The following is a 17135-nucleotide window of genomic DNA, read 5'->3' on the forward strand; positions in this document are numbered from 1 at the left end:
GCAGAGAGTAATCAAATCTCTTTTTAAGTAAATTAATGATAAAAATTACTCTTAAGGAGCTTGATATTTTATGGCTAAAGATATGTTTAAGAAAAGGAAGAAAATTGATCTGCATATGCATACAACTGCCTCTGATGGTGCTTCCACTCCGGCAGAATTGGTAAAAAATTGTATAGAATTAGGTTTAAAAATTATTGCTGTGACCGACCATGATAATTTGACTGCAGTTAAGGAAGTACAGGAGTTGGGCCAGAAACAGGGATTAAAAGTTGTGCCTGGAATAGAAATTTCTACTTATCGTGGGGAAGCAGAATATCATATTCTGGGTTATTTTGTTGATCCAGAAAATGATGCCCTACTGGGTTTAACCGAAGCAATTTTAGATTCGAGAGTCGAGAGAACTCATAAAATGATAAAAAAATTGACAGAGATGGGTTATCCGCTTGAATTTAAAGATGTTAAAAAATATGCTACTGGTGTCAGTCTTGGTCGTCCCCACGTGGCAAGGGCCATGGTTGAGAAAGGATATATTGAAGAAATTGGTGATGCTTTTACTGAAGAGTTTATTGCTGGTGGAGGCAGGGCCTATGTCGAAAAGAAAAATGTTCTACCCGCTGAAGCAATAGAAGTTATTTTAAAAGCAGGAGGAATACCTGTAATTGCACATCCGCATGTTATTAATCACGGTCAGTCACTGGCTAAAGAGGAGATAGCTCGTTTAAAAAGTGTTGGTTTAAGAGGGGTAGAAGTCTATCAGACAAAACATAACCAAAGAATCACTCAAAAATATAAAAAGATTGCAGAAGAACTTGATCTTTTAGTTACAGGAGGTTCTGATTATCACGGCGAAAACTCACCCGGGATTTTGCCTGGTGATTGTGGAATAACAAAAGCTGAATTTGATGAGCTGGAAAGTTATGCCCATTCTATGCTATAATAAATATCAGTCATTATAAGGGCTGATTATTTTGAAAATGGAGCCGGATAAAAGTCCGGCTTTTTTCAAACTTACTTATTAATATTTTAGTTTATTAGGCTAGAATAGAGGAACAGTCAAAGTTTTGAGATTGTATAATTTGATTATTTAATAATTAAAAAGGAGTAGTGAGTAAAGAGAATGTATAATGTAACAATGATTGCTGGAGATGGTATTGGTCCTGAAATTTCTGCGGCTGTTGCAGAAATTATTGCTGCTGCAGGAGTGGATATTAACTGGGACAGGGTAGAAGCCGGGGCAGGCGTAATGGATAAGTATGGAACACCACTGCCAGAGGAAGTATTTAAATCAATTAGGAAAAATAAAGTTGCCTTAAAAGGGCCGATTACAACTCCTGTGGGTAGTGGATTTAGAAGTGTAAATGTGGCTATTCGTAAAGAATTAAACTTATATGCCAATGTCCGTCCACTGCAGGTGCATGCTAAAAAATTTGCCAAAGATGAAAATATTGATATGGTTGTTTTTCGAGAGAATACAGAAGGTCTTTATGTAGGGATTGAGCATTATGTAGGAGACCAGGCTGCAGAAAGTATTAAAATTATCACCCGCAAAGCTTCTCGCAAAATTACCGAAAGGGCTTTTGAATATGCAGTCCGGGAAGGTCGCAAAAAAGTAACAGCTGTGCATAAGGCTAACATCTTAAAATACAGTGATGGTCTATTTTTAGAAGAGGCCCGTAAAGTTGCTGAGAAATATAAAAAAACAAATCCCGAAATAGAATTTAATGATAAAATTGTAGACAATATGTGTATGCAGATGGTTCAGTATCCAGAGCAGTATGATGTTTTAGTTATGCCTAATCTCTATGGAGACATTGTTTCTGATCTTGGGGCCGGCCTGATTGGTGGGCTTGGACTTGCTCCGGGAATGAATCTCGGTGATGAGATTGCAGTTTTTGAAGCAGTTCACGGCAGTGCACCTGATATTGCCGGTCAGAATAAGGCCAACCCAGTAGCACTGTTATTTTCTTCTGTTCTGATGCTGAGGCATTTAGGAGAGACTAAGGCGGCTGAGAGAATAGAAAAAGCAGCTTCTGCAGTTTTAAATAAAGGTGAAGTTTTAACTGGGGACTTAGGTGGTAGTGCTGCCACTGATGAGATTACTAAAGCAATTATTAATGAACTATAATTAATATAAGTCTGTCCATATGTTGGGCAGAAGATAAGGGAGGAGAGTTAGTTAATGGAAGAAAAATTAAAAATTTTATTGGACTGTTTAGAAGAATATAAGAGTAAAGCAGTAGCGAGAAAAAATACTTATGGACTGGATCCCCGTCCTCTGGAGGCTGAAGAGGTTGAATGTCTATTTAGTGGTTTGCAGGCAGAGGGGCTTGAGCATAAAAGTTTTGAGATATTTAAAGAAGAAAGGCTTGATCTTCTGGTATTGAGGCTTTTAAGGGAAGAGGTTAAGCGTGGTACTTTTCCTGCTTCTCACGCAAAGGCTCAAGGTCTGGCTCAAATTATAAAGGAAGCAAAGATTAGGGAAGAAGAAAATAAATATTTAACTGCTGATCAGGCACTTGAGCTGCTGGAAGCTATGAAGGGAGGGGCTGCTACTTCAAGACTAATTGATCTTTTTGCTAAGGAGATATATAGAGATCAAATCACTGAAATTTTAAAAGAAACAGTACTTGTTACTCAGGCTGATTTTGAACAGCTGGAAGAACTGGCGGGCGAAAATCCTTATTTTAAAAAGAAAATTAATGAGCTGATGCTGAGCTGGGCCTACCGAGATTTTTCAGCTGACTGGGAGCTTAGAGATCAGTATTTTGGTTTATCGCTGCGGGTCGGTGATAATATTACTACAGGTCACCTGAGTCCTTCCAAAAATGCAGACAGCAGAACAGATCAGCCTCACCATGCACAATTTGTAATGGATGGACGTGATGACGAAGAAGATCTTTGGGGGCGTCTGGATAACTTAAAGTCTAAAACCAGTAAAAATGAAAGTGTATTTTTTACTGCTGGTAAGGCTTTAGGAGAGGGTTCATCCCGTAAATCTGCAACTTACACAATGCAGCAGCTTTTGGGTGAGGTAGTTAAAGGTGAACCGGAAAAGAAAAAAGGTGGTGTGGTAGTAGCTAAGAGTTTTGCTCCTATTTTTAAAGAATCTCTGGTGGCATCAGGTATTTTACCACTGGAAGCCGATACAACTGAGATTAAAGAAGGAGACAGTTTAAAAGTAGATTTGAATTCTAAAAAGCTTTTTGTTAATCCTGATTCTGATTCTGAATATGAGCTGGAGATAAAACTGCCAATTGACTATAAAATGAAAAAAATTGCTGCTGGTGGCATGACCTATTTTGATGCTGGTAATGAACTACAAAAAATGGCGCTTAACTATTGTAAAAAGAATGGAATTGAAACAGGTGATGTTAAAACTCCTGCTGAAGAGAATGTTGTTGAGGAAGATTCGAAACCTCCTCAAACTCTGGCCCAGAAAATTGTAGCCTATAATCGACTTGATGGTAAGGATACAATTTTGCCGGGGGAAACAGCCCAGGTTAAAATGAGAGGAGCTTTTTCTCAGGATACCACCGGACCAATGACAATGGATGAATACCAGTCAATGGCCGGGGGAGATTTTGGAGCTGAATTTGTAGTTCAATCTCTATGTCATACAGGTGAGTGTCCTTCCAGTGCTGAAAGAGATACTCATAAATTTTTACATGATTTCGTTACTGAACGTGGTGGAGTTTGTCTGCAGACTGGTGAAGGAATTATCCATACAATTGGGAACCGGTTTGTACTGCCGACTGATGTAATTGTTGGTGGGGATTCTCATACCAGAACTCCCAGGGGAGTTTCTTTTCCTGCGGCTTCGGACATTGTAGCAGGAGTTATGAAATATGGTAAACAGGATCTGACCATGGACGAATCAGTAAAAGTTAAATTTATCGGTCGTCCTCCGGAGGGAATTACTGCTCGTGATTTAGTTTCGGCTTTAGTTATTTACGCAGATAAAACTGTTGGTAAAGATATTTATAACGGACGGATTATTGAAATGGAAGGAGTAGAATTTTTAAGTTCTGATGAGCGCTATATTTTAACAAATGCTGTTGCTGAAAGAAGTGCTTCAGCAGGTGTTGTACCTTCTGATAAGACTACAGTTAAGACGATTGAAGATAATCTCCAATATTTAAAATCTAGACCTGATGCTGAAAGCTCACCATCTGTAAGAAATACGATTAAGGCAATAGAGGATTATCTGGAGGCTCCAGTTTTATTTACAGCAGATGAAGATGCAGAATATGCTGCAGAAATTGAAATTCCTCTTGAAGAACTTGATCAACCTCTGGTTGCCAAACCGCATCATCCTGATAATGTTGCTCCCTTAAGTGAAGTTGAAGGAGAAAAAATTGATGAGGTTTATATAGGTAGCTGTGTAGGTGGAGATTTGAAAAGTATTAAGGAAGCAGCAGATGTTATAGAAGGTCATAAGATTCCTCAAAGTGTTAATGTAGTAGTCGGACCTGCTTCGCGGGATATTTATGAGGAATTAATTGTAGATGGAACAATGGCTAAATTGACACACGCAGGGGCAACAGTGATTATGCCAGGCTGTGGCCTTTGTATGGGTAATAAACGTAGAATTGGATCAGGAGCAACTGCTTTTACCACAACTACCCGGAACTACCAGTCCCGGATTGGACCTTCTGATTCTCGTACTTATCTTGGAAGTGCTCAGGTGGCAGGCTGTGTGGCTGTACTTGGTCATATACCTTCCAGGGAAGAGTATTTTAAGTTATATAAATAAAAAATGTGCAGGTACCTGGTACCACCCGATATTTGTCGAAATATGCGATAAAAGATTTGCTGAAATAAGCTTGTAATTTAAGTTGAATTTCTATATAATTAGTAATCGTTGCACCAAAATATTAGCTGTCTGTTGATTTGATATTTTATCAGCAGGCGGCTTTCTTTTGTTTTAACTTATAAAATTCTGAAAATAGAAGGAGACAAAAATGAGTCATTTATTAAATGATTTAAACCCAAAACAAAAAATAGCTGCCGAGACTCTGGAAGGTGCAGTATTAGTGCTGGCTGGAGCAGGTAGTGGTAAGACCAGGACTTTAACATATAGAACGGCTAATTTAATTAATAAGGGAGTCAGTCCCAGTAATATTTTGACAGTAACATTTACAAATAGGGCTGCCGATGATATGAAAGCTAAAATTGATGATTTAGTTGGTTCAGAGACCATTGAAGAAATGAATCTTGGGACGTTTCACAGTATTTGTCTTAAAATACTAAGAGAAAATCTGGCAGAGGTTAATCGTTCTGAAGGTTGTTTGATTTATGATACTAATGATTCTATTGCCATAGTAGAGGATATTATTTTCGAATTTGGTCTGGAAGAAACAGAATATGACCCTAAAATGATCTTCAATATTATTTCTAAAGCCAAAATGGAGTTGGTTATTCCATCTGAACTGATCGAGGAATATGCTCAGAAAGATAATCAGGGCTCCCAACATTTTTATCAGATTATAAGCAGAATTTATAGTGAATATGAGCGAGTACTGGAGAATAATAACTGTTTTGATTTTAATGATTTAATTAAAAAAACTATTGAACTTCTTGAAGATAATTTGGAGATTCTAGCTAAATACCAGAATCAGTTTCAGTATATTCAGGTAGATGAATATCAGGATGTAAATCATTCACAATATCAGCTCGTATCTCTTCTGGCCAGACCCCAAAACAATATTTTTGTTGTTGGAGATGACTGGCAGGGAATTTATGGTTTTCGCGGTGCAGATATCAGTAATATTTTAGAATTTGAGCATGATTATCCGGAAGCTAGAACTGTAAAACTGGAAAGAAATTATCGCAGTTCTAATAATATTATTACTGCTTCTAATCAGCTAATTAATAACAACAGTCAGAATAAAGTTAAGGAGGCCTGGACTGAAGCTGATGATGGTGCTCCTATCTTTGTAGCCCGGGCAGAAAATCCTCTGGTAGAAGCTAAATATGTTTGTAAGCGAATTAATCATCTGGTTGATTTTTATAATTACAAACTTAGTGATGTCGCAATTTTATGCCGCAGTCACTTTCAATCAATGCAGCTTCAGAATCAGCTGCCAAAGTTTAGAATTCCTCACCAGTTGGTGGGAGGAGTCAGCTTTTTTGACAGACAGGAAATCCGATATTTTGTTAATTATTTAAAACTGCTGGTTAACCCAAATGACAGATTGGCTTTAAAACGACTATTTAGAATTGAGGTCCATGGTGTTGGAGAAATTTTACTCAGTGAAATTAATAAATATGCCAGAGAACATAATTTAAAAATTACAGATGTCTTTGAAAGTCCAACTCGGGTTAAGGGAATTGGAAATAATAAGGCAGCCAATATTATTGAATTTCAAAGGCGGGTAATTGACAGTATTTATGATCTCCGGGAGGAAAAGCTGCCGATGCAGAAAAAAGCCCTTGAACTTTACCAGCGAGTTAACTTTGACCAGAATGTTCTGGCAGAGCTTGATAATCCAGAGGAACGAAAAAAATATATGGATATGTTTTTAGAAGATATGGCAGATTTTCAGAAAAATAATCCTGGACGTGGATTATATGATTATTTATTAATTAATAAGTTGATTACGGATAAAGATATAACAGAGGATACTCAGGAAAAGGTCAAGGTAATGACTGCCCATTCTGCTAAGGGGCTTGAGTTTCCAGTGGTTTTTATAATTGGAGCGGAAGAAGAAGTTTTTCCTCATTTAAAAAGTCTGGAGGAAAAAGCTGCTGGCTTAAATCCCTATGCTGTTGAAGAAGAAAGAAGACTATTTTATGTAGCGATGACTCGGGCAGAAAAGCTGCTGTTTATTTCATTTTCCAATCGTAGAGTTTCTGGAGATCAGGGCCAGTATAAGCAGATTGTACCTTCCAGATTTTTATATGAACTGCCTGAGCAGCGACTTGATTTTACCAGTGTGGAGAGCAAAAAAGGCGGTTCAGGGATTCAAATGAGGAAAAATGTAGAGGTGATATAAAAGAATATTGGGTAACAGGAAATTATTTCTAGTTACCCGTTTTAAATAAGCAAAAAATCCTTGACAGAGTTAAAATTGAGTGATAAACTACTATATAACTTAAAAAGAAAATAAAAATCATCAAGAGTGGTGGAGGGACTGGCCCTTTGATACCCGGCAACCTACTTAAACATTTAGTAAGGTGCTAATTCCAGCATTTCCAGTGGGGAATGATAGATGAGAGGTAAATAAATCCTCTCAGGAGGATTTTTTTCATTTCTGACTGCTCTTGTGGACACTGGAGCAGTTTTATTATTTTTTAGAGGGTGATTAGTTTTGATTAAAATAGAAAATTTGACAAAACATTATCATGCAGCCCAGGGAAAGGTTGAAGCAATAAATGGCCTTAATTTGGAAGTTGATGATGGTGAGATATTCGGCATGATTGGTCCCAGTGGGGCAGGTAAGAGTACTTTGATTAGAATGCTCAACTTATTAGAGCAGCCTACTTCGGGCACTATAAACATTAATGGAACGGATTTAACAGAATTAAGTTCTCAAAATTTAAGAGCAGCCAGACAGAAGATTGGAATGATTTTTCAGCATTTTAACCTTTTATCTTCTCGAACGGTGCTGGGAAATGTAGCGTTTCCTCTAGAGATAGCAGGTGTAGCAAAAAAAGAGCGAATAGCAAAGGCCAAAGAACTAATAGAACTGGTTGGCCTTTCTGATAGAGCAGATCATTACCCGGCTCAGCTTTCTGGCGGTCAGAAGCAAAGAGTCGGTATTGCAAGAGCACTGGCCAATGATCCGGATCTACTTTTATCTGATGAAGCAACTTCATCACTGGATCCTGAAAGTACAAAATCAGTATTGGAGTTATTAGCAAAAATCAGGGATGAGATGAATTTGACAATTATTTTAATTACCCATGAAATGGGAGTTATTAAAGATATTTGTGACCGGGTGGCGGTTTTAGAGGCCGGACAGATTATTGAAGAAGGTTCAATACTTGATATTTTTGCCAGACCAAAGCAGACTTTAACTAAAAAGTTTATTAGTTCAGTAATTGATTTTGATCTGCCAGAACGAATCATAAAATATGTAAAAGCAGAAAGACCAGGAGAGTTAATTAGAATTTCTTTTGTTGGAGAAAAAACTCATGATCCTTATATTTCTGATTTGGTAAAACATTATTCAGTAGATGCCAACATATTATATGGCAATATTGATGAGATTCAGGGAGTTCCATTTGGGACTCTGGTTTTAGATTTAGAGGGTCAGCTAACAAATATTGAGGAAAGTATTAACTATCTTCAGAGTCAGGATTTAAGAGTAGAGGTGTTGGACAATGTTTGATCTTATAACAGATTTAGCCCGCTATAATGATTTAATGATCAGCGGTTCTTTAGAAACCTTATATATGGTGGCAATGTCTTTGTTTTTTGCTATTGTTGGTGGAATCCCTCTTGGAGTTTTAACAACAATCACCAGGGAAAATCATATTATACCAAATAAACCACTCAATTTTGTTTTAGACGGAATTATAAATATTGGGCGCTCTATCCCTTTTATTATTTTGATGGTAGCTGTAATTCCTTTTACCAGAATGATTGTGGGAACTTCAATTGGTACTAATGCAGCTGTTGTTCCTCTTTCACTGGCAGCAATTCCTTTTATGGGAAGAGTTACAGATAATGCTATTTTAGAAATAGAGCATGGTGTTATAGAATCCGCTCAATCAATGGGGGCCAGTCCACTGCAGATTGTATTTAAGGTTTTACTGCCAGAATCACTGCCGGCAATTATTTTAGGACTGACCCTGACAGCAATCAGTCTGGTCAGTTATTCAGCGATGGCAGGAGCGATTGGTGGAGGTGGCCTCGGCGATATTGCAATCCGCTATGGATATCAACGGTTTCAGCTGGCTGTTATGCTGGAGACTATAGTTATCCTGGTGATTATGGTTCAGCTGATTCAATATGCAGGAAATCAGATAGCTTCATTTTTTGATCACAAAGCTTAGCTGGTTAAGTATTTACTATTTTTAAACTAATACTTAAGATATTATTGAGTAGGAATAAGGAATTATTTCTGGCAAAAACACACAGAGCCAGAATTAATTTAATACATTTATAACAGGTAGAAGAGGAGAGATAATTATGTTAAAGAAAACAATTTTAATTTTAGTGCTTTTAACTTTTGTGTTTGCTGGTGCTGTTCAGGCTGATAATCATGTGCTTAAGATTGGTGCAACTCCTGTACCTCACTCTGAGATTTTAAATTTCATTAAGGATGATCTTGCAGAAAAGGGAATCAAATTGGAAATAGTTGAGTTTACTGATTATGTAACTCCAAATATTGCTTTAAGTGATGGCAGTATTGACGCTAATTTTTTCCAGCATGTGCCTTATCTAAAACGCTTCAATGCTGACCGCGGCCTGAATTTAGCTTCGGCAATTAAAGTTCATGTAGAACCAATCGGCTTATATTCTGACAAATATACAAGTTTAAAAGAAATTCCAGAAGGTGCTTCGATTGCTATTCCAAATGATCCGTCTAATGAGGGGCGGGCTTTAATTTTACTGCACAATAATGACGTTATTACCTTAGCTGATCCAACAAACTTAAGTGCAACTCCAATTGATATTGTGGAAAACCCAAAAAACTTAAACTTTGAAGAATTAGAAGCAGCACAGCTGCCAAGAGTTTTACCGGATGTAGCAGCAGCAGTAATTAATACTAATTATGCCTTAGAGGCTGATTTGAATCCTCTGGAAGATGCTTTAATTATGGAAGGTAGTGACTCACCATATGTTAATGTAGTTGCTGTTAGAAAAGGAGACCAGGACAGCGAAAAAATTCAGATTCTAAAAGAAGTTATTCAGTCTGAGAAAGTTAAAGAATTTATTCTGGAAAAATACGAAGGTGCTGTTGTACCGGCATTTTAATTTAAACTTAGAACCGTAATTTAAATATTTTTGAACAAAGGGAGCAGTTTTCAGGACTGTTCCTTTTTGTTTTTCCGTGAAGAATGTTGTATAATAAAGCCTAGAAAGTAGAAAAAATGAGGTGGAAATTATGAGTAAAAGGCTGGCAGCTGTGGTAAATATAATTCGTCTTATGAAAGACTCGGATGTTAAGATAAGCAAAAAAGCACTATTTTTAGTACCTGTTGCCTACCTTATTTTTCCTTTTGACCTGGTGGGAGATTTTTTTCCAATTCTGGGTCAAATTGATGATATTGCAGTTTTTGTAGTAATGTGGCCTGTTTTAAGGAATATTTTAAGTAAATATCAGTCTGGTGATCCAGAAGTCGAAAAAGAGAAAAAGGATCCAGATGCTATAGATATTGATGATTATACAGTTGAATAAAACAGCAAAAACTCTACCGATAAAATTAAAACTGTAGAGTTTTTGTTTTTAAAAATTTAAAATCTTTGATTTTCCTATAACTTTCACTTACTGAATGAAAAAAATATTTTGATAAATGTTTGGTAGATTAGTATTGATAATTTATTTCGCGGCTGTTGTGAATAATTAAGGATTAATCTAATTCTAATTAACCGTACGGTTGACAAAAAACAAATTTAGAGGTATAATAACTACTGACCGGCTAGTCGAGCAATTATAATTCAGTCAGGAGGTTTCTATGGCCGAAGATACGAAAAATAAAATATTAAAGTCAGCTGTTAAACTTTTTTCTAAAAATAACTACCATGCGGTGTCCATGACAGAGATAGCAGATGGTGCAAATATTAGCAAAGGAACTTTATACTGGTACTTTGACAGTAAAGAAGAGTTGTTTAGAGAAATTGCGTTCGATGGAATTAATCACTTTAACAATCTTTTTAAGGATATTGTCCAGGAAGATAGCAGAAGTGATGAAAAAATCAGAGAAATAGTGAAGTGTGTATTAGAAACTTTGGTAAAGCATTTAGGTATAATAGATGTCTTTAGGAACAATGTTGAGCTAATTAGTAGAGATTTTAAAGACACAATTGAAGCAAAGCATCAAAAGAATATAGAAATTGTGGCCCAAATTGTTGAACAGGGTATTGATGAGGGATTAATAAAAAGCGAAAATCCTGCTGATATTTCGATAATGATTTTATCAGTTTTATTTACACCTCATACTAAGGAATTATTAGATGATGCAGAGAATGTAGAAAAAAAAATTAATTTTATTTATGGTTTTATAATGAATGGGATTAGTAGAAAGGAGCAGCAAGATGAAAAATAGAATGAAAGTAATTACCATATTTTTAGTTACTGTTATTTTCTTATCCACTCCTGCTGTAATGGCAGTAGAGAATATTAATTTAGAAGAGGCAGTAAAGATTTTAATTGAAGAAAATAGGACGTTGAAAAATGCTCGTAAAGATATTGAGAAGGCAGAAAAAGATATAGACTTAGCGGTGCGCTCATACTTTCCAACCTTAGATCTGCAGACATCTTACACAAAGTTTGATCAAGTACAATTTTCAATAGGAGAAGATGAAAATTACAGCACATCCCTATCTTTAACTCAGCCAATATGGCTTGGCGGCAGGGCTTCTATGCAGAAAGAAATTGCCGGTTATAGTTTAGAGATTGCCAGAACTAAGTATGAACAGAGTGTTGAAGCTCAGATTTTTTCTTTAATCCAGGCCTATTATGGAGTCCTACAGACTCAGGGAATGGTTGAAATTCGAAAAGAAGCCTTAGATATTGCAAATGAACATTTAAGAATAGTGAAGAATAATTTAGAGGCTGGAATTGCAATTCGGCGGGATTTACTGCAGAGTCAGATTGAACAGAGAAAAGCCGAAGAAGAATTAACTGCAGCTCAAAATAATTTAAAAATTGCCAGAAGGCGCCTGACTCAGATTTTAACTACAGATAAAGTCTATGAGCCCAGTGATCCAGAGATTGATTTCGAACTGGAATTAGAACAGCAGAAACTATTTAACACAGCCCTGGCAAATGATCCACAACTTATGATTTTAGAATTAAATAAAGAAATTATAAAGTTAAACCAGAAACTGGAGGGTCAGTATTATCGACCCAGTGTTTCACTTAATGGTTCTTATGATTGGCAGGGTCAGGAATTTATGGATGAGAAAAGCTGGTCAATGACTCTGGGAGTTAATATTCCTCTTTATGATGGAGGTAAGGGTAATCTTAATGCTGAAAAACAGGAAAAAGAATTAGAAAAAACAGCTAATAATCGGCAGGATTTATTAGAGAATATAGATATAGAGGTAGAAGATTCTATCTTAACTGTAAAAGAAAATAAAGAAACAATTGAATTAGAACAGCTTTCTTTAGAAAATGCTGAAGAAAATTTAGAAATTGCTAATAAAAGTTATGAAGCTGGAGTAGCAAGTAATACAGATGTAATTGATGCTCAGTCTACCTACAACCAGGCCCAAACGTCTCTACTACAGGCAGCATATAAATATGAAACAGAATTATTTAGAACCATCTATAAAAGTGGTCGTTTAAAAGAATATTTTGAGGATGTGATAAACAATGAAAAATAGATATAAAGTCATTTGTTTACTAATTATTTTACTTTTTGTTAGTTTGCCGGTACTGGCTCAGGAGTCAAAGGTTGTTGAAACAGCTAAATCGGTAACTGATGATATTAGTCTTGATGAATTGATTACAGGTACCTTAACTCCGATCCAGGATGTCAATATTCCTGCCCAAATTGGAGGAGTAGCTGATCTGGTAAATATAGAGATTGGAGAACAGGTAAAAGAGGGTGCGGAATTAATAAAAATTGATGATGAGACACTTATGATCCAGAAAGATCAGGCTGAAGCGGCTTTAGATAGTGCCCGTGCCAATTATGAAGAACTAAAAAATGGCGTAACAGAAGAAGAGATGAAGAGAATACAGGCTAATTATGAAAACGCTAAAGCAAGTTTAGAAAGTGCAGAAACAAATTTAGAATTAATGCAGGAATTATATAATGAACGCCGGACACTGGAGCAGCAGCTGGTAAATGCAGAACAGCAGCTTAATAGTGCCAGGCAGCAGCTTCAGACTTCTAAGCAAAACTTGAATCAGGCTGAAGTTAATTATAATCAGGCAGAAAGGGAGTATGAAAGATCAAAAAACTTATATGCAGATAATGTGATTTCGGAAAGAGAATATGAGAATGCAAAAAATTCTTATGAAAATGCAGAATCATCATATAAAAATGCTCAAATTTCAGTAAAACAGGCTGAAACTTCCCTTGCGGCAGCCGAAAAAAATTATCAATTAACAAAGGCAACTTATAATAATCCTACACAATTAAAACAGCAGCTGGAAAATGCACGCAGCCAGGTAAATAGTGCTCGTACAAATTTAAAAGTTGCTGAATCAAATTTAGAAGAAGCTAAAAGAGGTCCAAGAAAAGAAAGAATAAGAGCTAGCTTTGCTGCGGTTAAACAGGCAGAGGCTAGATTAGACGAAATTAAGAATCAAATTACTAAAAGTCAGATTACCGCTCCTTTTTCAGGATTGATAAATCGAGTAAATTTTGATGAAGGAGAAATGATTCCTGCAGGTCAGACGGTTCTTAATTTAATAAATATTGATCAGTTATATGCAGAAATAGATGTAACTGCGGCAACAGTTTCTACGATTAATAAAGGTGATACAGTTGAGGTGAGGGCTGAAACAATGCAGCATTACATTAAAGGAGAAGTTACTAATATAGCTCCTGCTGCAGACCGGGCAAGCAAAACATTTTTAGTGAAAGTTAAGATACCTAACCTGGAGCACAGGTTAAGAGCTGGAATGTTTGCAGATGTTAAAATCACTAAAGGAAAATCAGGTTCAGCTGTAGTTGTACCAATAGAGAGTATTGTTAATCTTAATAGTGATAATCCATATCTTTTTGTGGTAGAAGATGGAAAAGTCGTCAGAAAAGATTTAAAAATAGGAATTAAAACTGACAGCAGAGTTGAAATTCTGGCAGGTTTAAATGCTGATGAGGATGTTATAATTCGAGGACAAAGCAATTTAGAAGCCGGTCAGGAAGTTGAGGTGAGAAATTAATGAAGTTATCCGATTTTTCGATAAAGAGGTCAGTTACAACTGCAATGATCATTTTGATGGTGCTGCTGATTGGCTCGGTGGCACTTTCCAGATTAAGTCTTGACCTTTTCCCAGATATCACCTTTCCTGGTGCAGCAATAGTTACAACTTATGAAGGTGTGGGTTCAGAAGAAATAGAGAATTTAATTACAAAAGAAATAGAAAGCTCAGTGGCTACAGTTGAGGGAGTTAAAAGTATTACGTCAACTTCCTCCAGAGGGTCCTCAACAGTTGTTGTAGAATTTAACTGGGGTCGTGATATGGATTTTGCTGTTCAGGATTTGAGAGAACAGGTGGATTTAGTTAATAGTATGACTTTACCTGAAAATGCTGACAGCCCAATGATCTTTAAATTTGATCCTGCCATGATTCCGATTATGGTCTATGGTGTTTCAGCCCAGGGTTTAGAGATTGATGAATTAAAAGAAGAGGTTGAAGATGAATTAATTCCCAGACTGGAACGTATCTCGGGAGTTGCTCAGGTAAATATGCAGGGAGGGTTGACAAGAGAAATAATTGTTGCTCTCAAACGAGATAAACTGAGTCATTACAATCTTGACTTTAATACTATTACCAATATCGTGAGAGCTGAAAATATTAATGTTTCCGCAGGTGATGTACTGCGGGGCGATAAAGAATTTTTAGTTCGAACAGTTGGTAAATTTTCTAATTTAGATGAAATAAGAAATATCAATATTCCAGTTGGAAATGGACAGATTAAATTATCTGATGTGGCAGAAGTCAGGGATGGTTTTTCTGATTTAACAACATTATCTAGAACTAATGGAGAGCGCAGTCTCGCACTTTCGATTCAAAAACAGACTGATGCCAATACAGTTGAAGTAGCAAGTGCTGTTAGAGAAGAGATGGACCGTATTCGTAATGATTTTCCAAACTATAGTTTTTCTATTGCAATGGATCAGTCTGAGTTTATTGAAGATTCTATTGCCAGTGTAAGTCAAAATGCTATTCTGGGTGGTCTGTTAGCCGTAATTATACTTTTCTTATTCCTGAGAAATATCAGAAGTACAGTAATAATAGCTACAGCAATGCCGATATCAATTATTGGTACTTTTATTTTAATGTACTTTGCTGATGTAAATTTAAATGTTATTTCACTGGGGGGGCTGGCCCTGGGAGTTGGAATGCTGGTTGATAATGCGGTAGTTGTTCTGGAAAATATTTATCGTTATCGAAGTATGGGAGTAGGTAAAATTGAAGCTGCTCGCGAAGGCTCCTCTGAGGTTGGAATGGCTATTGCTGCTTCCACAGTTACTACTGTAGTTGTGTTTTTACCTATAGTTTTTGTGGAAGGAATGGCAGGTCAGTTATTTAAGGATCTGGCACTCACAGTAGCCTTTTCTTTAATTGCTTCTTTAATAGTTGCTTTAACCCTGATTCCTATGCTGGCTTCCAAAATTCTGAAAGTTACGCAGAAAGAATTAGATAGAACTGAAAAAGAAGGTAGAATCAGAATAATTTATCGGAAAGCACTAAGTAGAGTTCTTAAACACCGCTGGGTAGTTATTATCTTATTAGTAATTATGCTGATCGGTAGTTTGGCACTAATTCCACAAATAGGATTTGAATTTATGCCCAGTACAGATCAGGGAGCATTTTCAGTTAACTATGAACTCCCAGCAGGGACTGCATTATCACGTTCCAACGAAGTTTCCACAGAAATTGAATCTGTACTGATGAATATAGAAGAAGTTAAAACAATAATTTCTACAGTTGGATCTGATAGTCAGATGATGTCTACCTCTACCAGCAGTCATCTCGGAAATATCAGTGTACAGCTTGTAGATCTGGCTGAAAGAGATCGGTCAACAGCAGAAGTAATGGAAGAAATTCGACAAAGTATTAATCTACCTGATGTAGACCTCTCTGTTGAAGAACAACAGGGTTTTAGTGGAGGTGCTCCAGTCAATGTAAAACTGTTTGGAGATGATTTAGCTGTATTAGAGCGAGAAACTGCAAAAGCCACTGCAGCCATAGAGGATATTGAGGGCTTAAGAGAAATTGACAATAGTCTTTCAGAAGGACAGCCCGAATATCAGATAAAGGTTAACCGCTCTATTGCAAGCCGCTTTGGTTTAAATGTAAGTCAAATAGCAAATACAGTTAGGACAGCTATTAATGGGAATACTGCAACAAGATATGAAGTTGCCGGGGATGAATATGATATTAGAGTTCGTCTGCAGGAAGATCAAATAGAACAGATGTCTCAGGTGCCAGAACTTAATATTCAAATTGCATCTGGTGAGATGATACCATTAAGTAGGGTAGCAAGTCTGGAAATTACTGAAGGGCCAGTAGAAATTTTACGCAAAGATCAGGAGCGTCATTCTGAAATAACTGCTGACATTCACGGCGTAGATCTTGGTACAGTAATGGATCAGATTCAATCTCGTTTATCTGAACTAGAATTACCGGATGGTTATAGATTTAGTTATGAGGGCGAATTTGAAGATATGCAGGAATCATTTAGCAGTCTCGGTATGGCCTTTGGTTTAGCAGTAATTTTGATCTATATGGTTATGGCTTCCCAGTTTGAATCATTAGTTCATCCATTTACAATTATGTTCACTATTCCACTGGCAGTGATTGGTGTTATCTTTGGAATGTATATTACTAATTCTATAGTTTCGGTAGCCTCGATATTAGGTTTAATCACTCTGGCGGGAATAGTTGTAAATAATGCGATAGTTATGGTTGATTACATTAATCAGCTGCGCCGCAGAGGTACAGAAAGAATTGAGGCTATTATAACAGCCGGGACGGTTAGACTGCGTCCAATTATGATGACAGCACTGACAACTATCTTAGGTTTGCTGCCAATAGCTATGGGAATTGGAGAAGGATCAGAATCAACTCAGCCAATGGGAATAGTAATTGTTAGCGGCTTAACCTTTGCTACTTTTTTAACTCTTTTTGTAATTCCGATTTTTTATACTTTAGTGACGGATTTGCGAACAATTGTAGTTGCAAAAGTAAAAGGGATTACAAAAGAAGAGGCATCTAAACTAATTTAATTAATAAGAATCCGGGAAGTCTGCAAAACTTCCCGGATTTAAAAAATGTTTA

General features: G+C 36.6%; 12 protein-coding genes and 1 riboswitch. All 12 genes read left to right on the forward strand.

Going from position 1 to position 17135, the window contains the following annotated elements; genetic code table 11:
- The first annotated feature begins 70 nt into the window (after positions 1 to 70).
- The 12 genes from DFR80_RS08180 (at position 71) to DFR80_RS08235 (ending at position 17083) form a co-directional block, all read left to right on the forward strand.
- A complete protein-coding gene (locus tag DFR80_RS08180) occupies positions 71 to 937 on the forward strand; it encodes a PHP domain-containing protein (RefSeq protein ID WP_076544703.1) in 867 nt (288 codons plus the stop codon).
- A 180-nt stretch (positions 938 to 1117) separates the two neighbouring features.
- On the forward strand, positions 1118 to 2125 hold the full coding sequence (locus tag DFR80_RS08185) for an isocitrate/isopropylmalate dehydrogenase family protein (RefSeq protein ID WP_076544704.1): 1008 nt from the start codon (positions 1118 to 1120) through the stop codon (positions 2123 to 2125).
- Between the two features lie 54 nt (positions 2126 to 2179).
- Positions 2180 to 4753: an aconitase family protein gene (locus tag DFR80_RS08190; protein ID WP_076544705.1), complete on the forward strand. Its 2574-nt coding sequence runs from the start codon at positions 2180 to 2182 to the stop codon at positions 4751 to 4753.
- Positions 4754 to 4961: 208 nt separating this feature from the next.
- A complete protein-coding gene (locus DFR80_RS08195; protein WP_114489687.1) occupies positions 4962 to 6995 on the forward strand; it encodes an ATP-dependent helicase in 2034 nt (677 codons plus the stop codon).
- Between the two features lie 114 nt (positions 6996 to 7109).
- Positions 7110 to 7218, forward strand: a riboswitch (SAM riboswitch).
- Between the two features lie 92 nt (positions 7219 to 7310).
- The gene (locus DFR80_RS08200) at positions 7311 to 8333 is read left to right on the forward strand and encodes a methionine ABC transporter ATP-binding protein (protein WP_076544707.1); all 1023 of its coding nucleotides are present in this window, start codon (positions 7311 to 7313) and stop codon (positions 8331 to 8333) included.
- Positions 8326 to 9000 carry a methionine ABC transporter permease gene (locus DFR80_RS08205; RefSeq protein ID WP_114489688.1) on the forward strand — a complete coding sequence of 225 codons (675 nt, stop codon included), beginning with the start codon at positions 8326 to 8328 and terminating at the stop codon, positions 8998 to 9000. The genes DFR80_RS08200 and DFR80_RS08205 overlap by 8 nt, the downstream gene beginning before the upstream one ends.
- Positions 9001 to 9136: 136 nt before the next feature.
- Positions 9137 to 9925 (forward strand): MetQ/NlpA family ABC transporter substrate-binding protein, encoded by a 789-nt coding sequence (locus DFR80_RS08210; protein WP_114489689.1) that lies wholly within the window; start codon positions 9137 to 9139, stop codon positions 9923 to 9925.
- A gap of 130 nt (positions 9926 to 10055) precedes the next feature.
- Entirely contained in the window at positions 10056 to 10349 is a 294-nt protein-coding gene (locus DFR80_RS08215) for a YkvA family protein (RefSeq protein ID WP_114489690.1), read from the forward strand.
- A 277-nt stretch (positions 10350 to 10626) separates the two neighbouring features.
- Positions 10627 to 11217: a TetR/AcrR family transcriptional regulator gene (locus DFR80_RS08220; protein WP_114489691.1), complete on the forward strand. Its 591-nt coding sequence runs from the start codon at positions 10627 to 10629 to the stop codon at positions 11215 to 11217.
- Positions 11207 to 12499, forward strand: a complete 1293-nt coding sequence (locus DFR80_RS08225; RefSeq protein WP_114489692.1) for a TolC family protein — start codon at positions 11207 to 11209, stop codon at positions 12497 to 12499. Before DFR80_RS08220 ends, DFR80_RS08225 begins: the two co-directional genes overlap by 11 nt.
- Positions 12489 to 14009 carry an efflux RND transporter periplasmic adaptor subunit gene (locus DFR80_RS08230; RefSeq protein WP_114489693.1) on the forward strand — a complete coding sequence of 507 codons (1521 nt, stop codon included), beginning with the start codon at positions 12489 to 12491 and terminating at the stop codon, positions 14007 to 14009. The genes DFR80_RS08225 and DFR80_RS08230 overlap by 11 nt, the downstream gene beginning before the upstream one ends.
- Positions 14009 to 17083, forward strand: a complete 3075-nt coding sequence (locus DFR80_RS08235; RefSeq protein ID WP_114489694.1) for an efflux RND transporter permease subunit — start codon at positions 14009 to 14011, stop codon at positions 17081 to 17083. The genes DFR80_RS08230 and DFR80_RS08235 overlap by 1 nt, the downstream gene beginning before the upstream one ends.
- The last annotated feature ends 52 nt before the right edge of the window (positions 17084 to 17135 follow it).

Source organism: Halanaerobium sp. ST460_2HS_T2 (assembly GCF_003337665.1).
Taxonomy (GTDB): Bacteria; Bacillota; Halanaerobiia; order Halanaerobiales; family Halanaerobiaceae; genus Halanaerobium; species Halanaerobium kushneri.

Excerpts from the sequence above, each read along its gene's own strand:
- DFR80_RS08180 (WP_076544703.1), top strand. The coding sequence starts at position 71 with ATGGCTAAAGATATGTTTAAGAAAAGGAAGAAAATTGATCTGCATATG.
- DFR80_RS08185 (WP_076544704.1), top strand. The coding sequence starts at position 1,118 with ATGTATAATGTAACAATGATTGCTGGAGATGGTATTGGTCCTGAAATT.
- DFR80_RS08190 (WP_076544705.1), top strand. The coding sequence starts at position 2,180 with ATGGAAGAAAAATTAAAAATTTTATTGGACTGTTTAGAAGAATATAAG.
- DFR80_RS08195 (WP_114489687.1), top strand. The coding sequence starts at position 4,962 with ATGAGTCATTTATTAAATGATTTAAACCCAAAACAAAAAATAGCTGCC.
- DFR80_RS08205 (WP_114489688.1), top strand. The coding sequence starts at position 8,326 with ATGTTTGATCTTATAACAGATTTAGCCCGCTATAATGATTTAATGATC.
- DFR80_RS08210 (WP_114489689.1), top strand. The coding sequence starts at position 9,137 with ATGTTAAAGAAAACAATTTTAATTTTAGTGCTTTTAACTTTTGTGTTT.
- DFR80_RS08215 (WP_114489690.1), top strand. The coding sequence starts at position 10,056 with ATGAGTAAAAGGCTGGCAGCTGTGGTAAATATAATTCGTCTTATGAAA.
- DFR80_RS08220 (WP_114489691.1), top strand. The coding sequence starts at position 10,627 with ATGGCCGAAGATACGAAAAATAAAATATTAAAGTCAGCTGTTAAACTT.
- DFR80_RS08225 (WP_114489692.1), top strand. The coding sequence starts at position 11,207 with ATGAAAAATAGAATGAAAGTAATTACCATATTTTTAGTTACTGTTATT.
- DFR80_RS08230 (WP_114489693.1), top strand. The coding sequence starts at position 12,489 with ATGAAAAATAGATATAAAGTCATTTGTTTACTAATTATTTTACTTTTT.
- DFR80_RS08235 (WP_114489694.1), top strand. The coding sequence starts at position 14,009 with ATGAAGTTATCCGATTTTTCGATAAAGAGGTCAGTTACAACTGCAATG.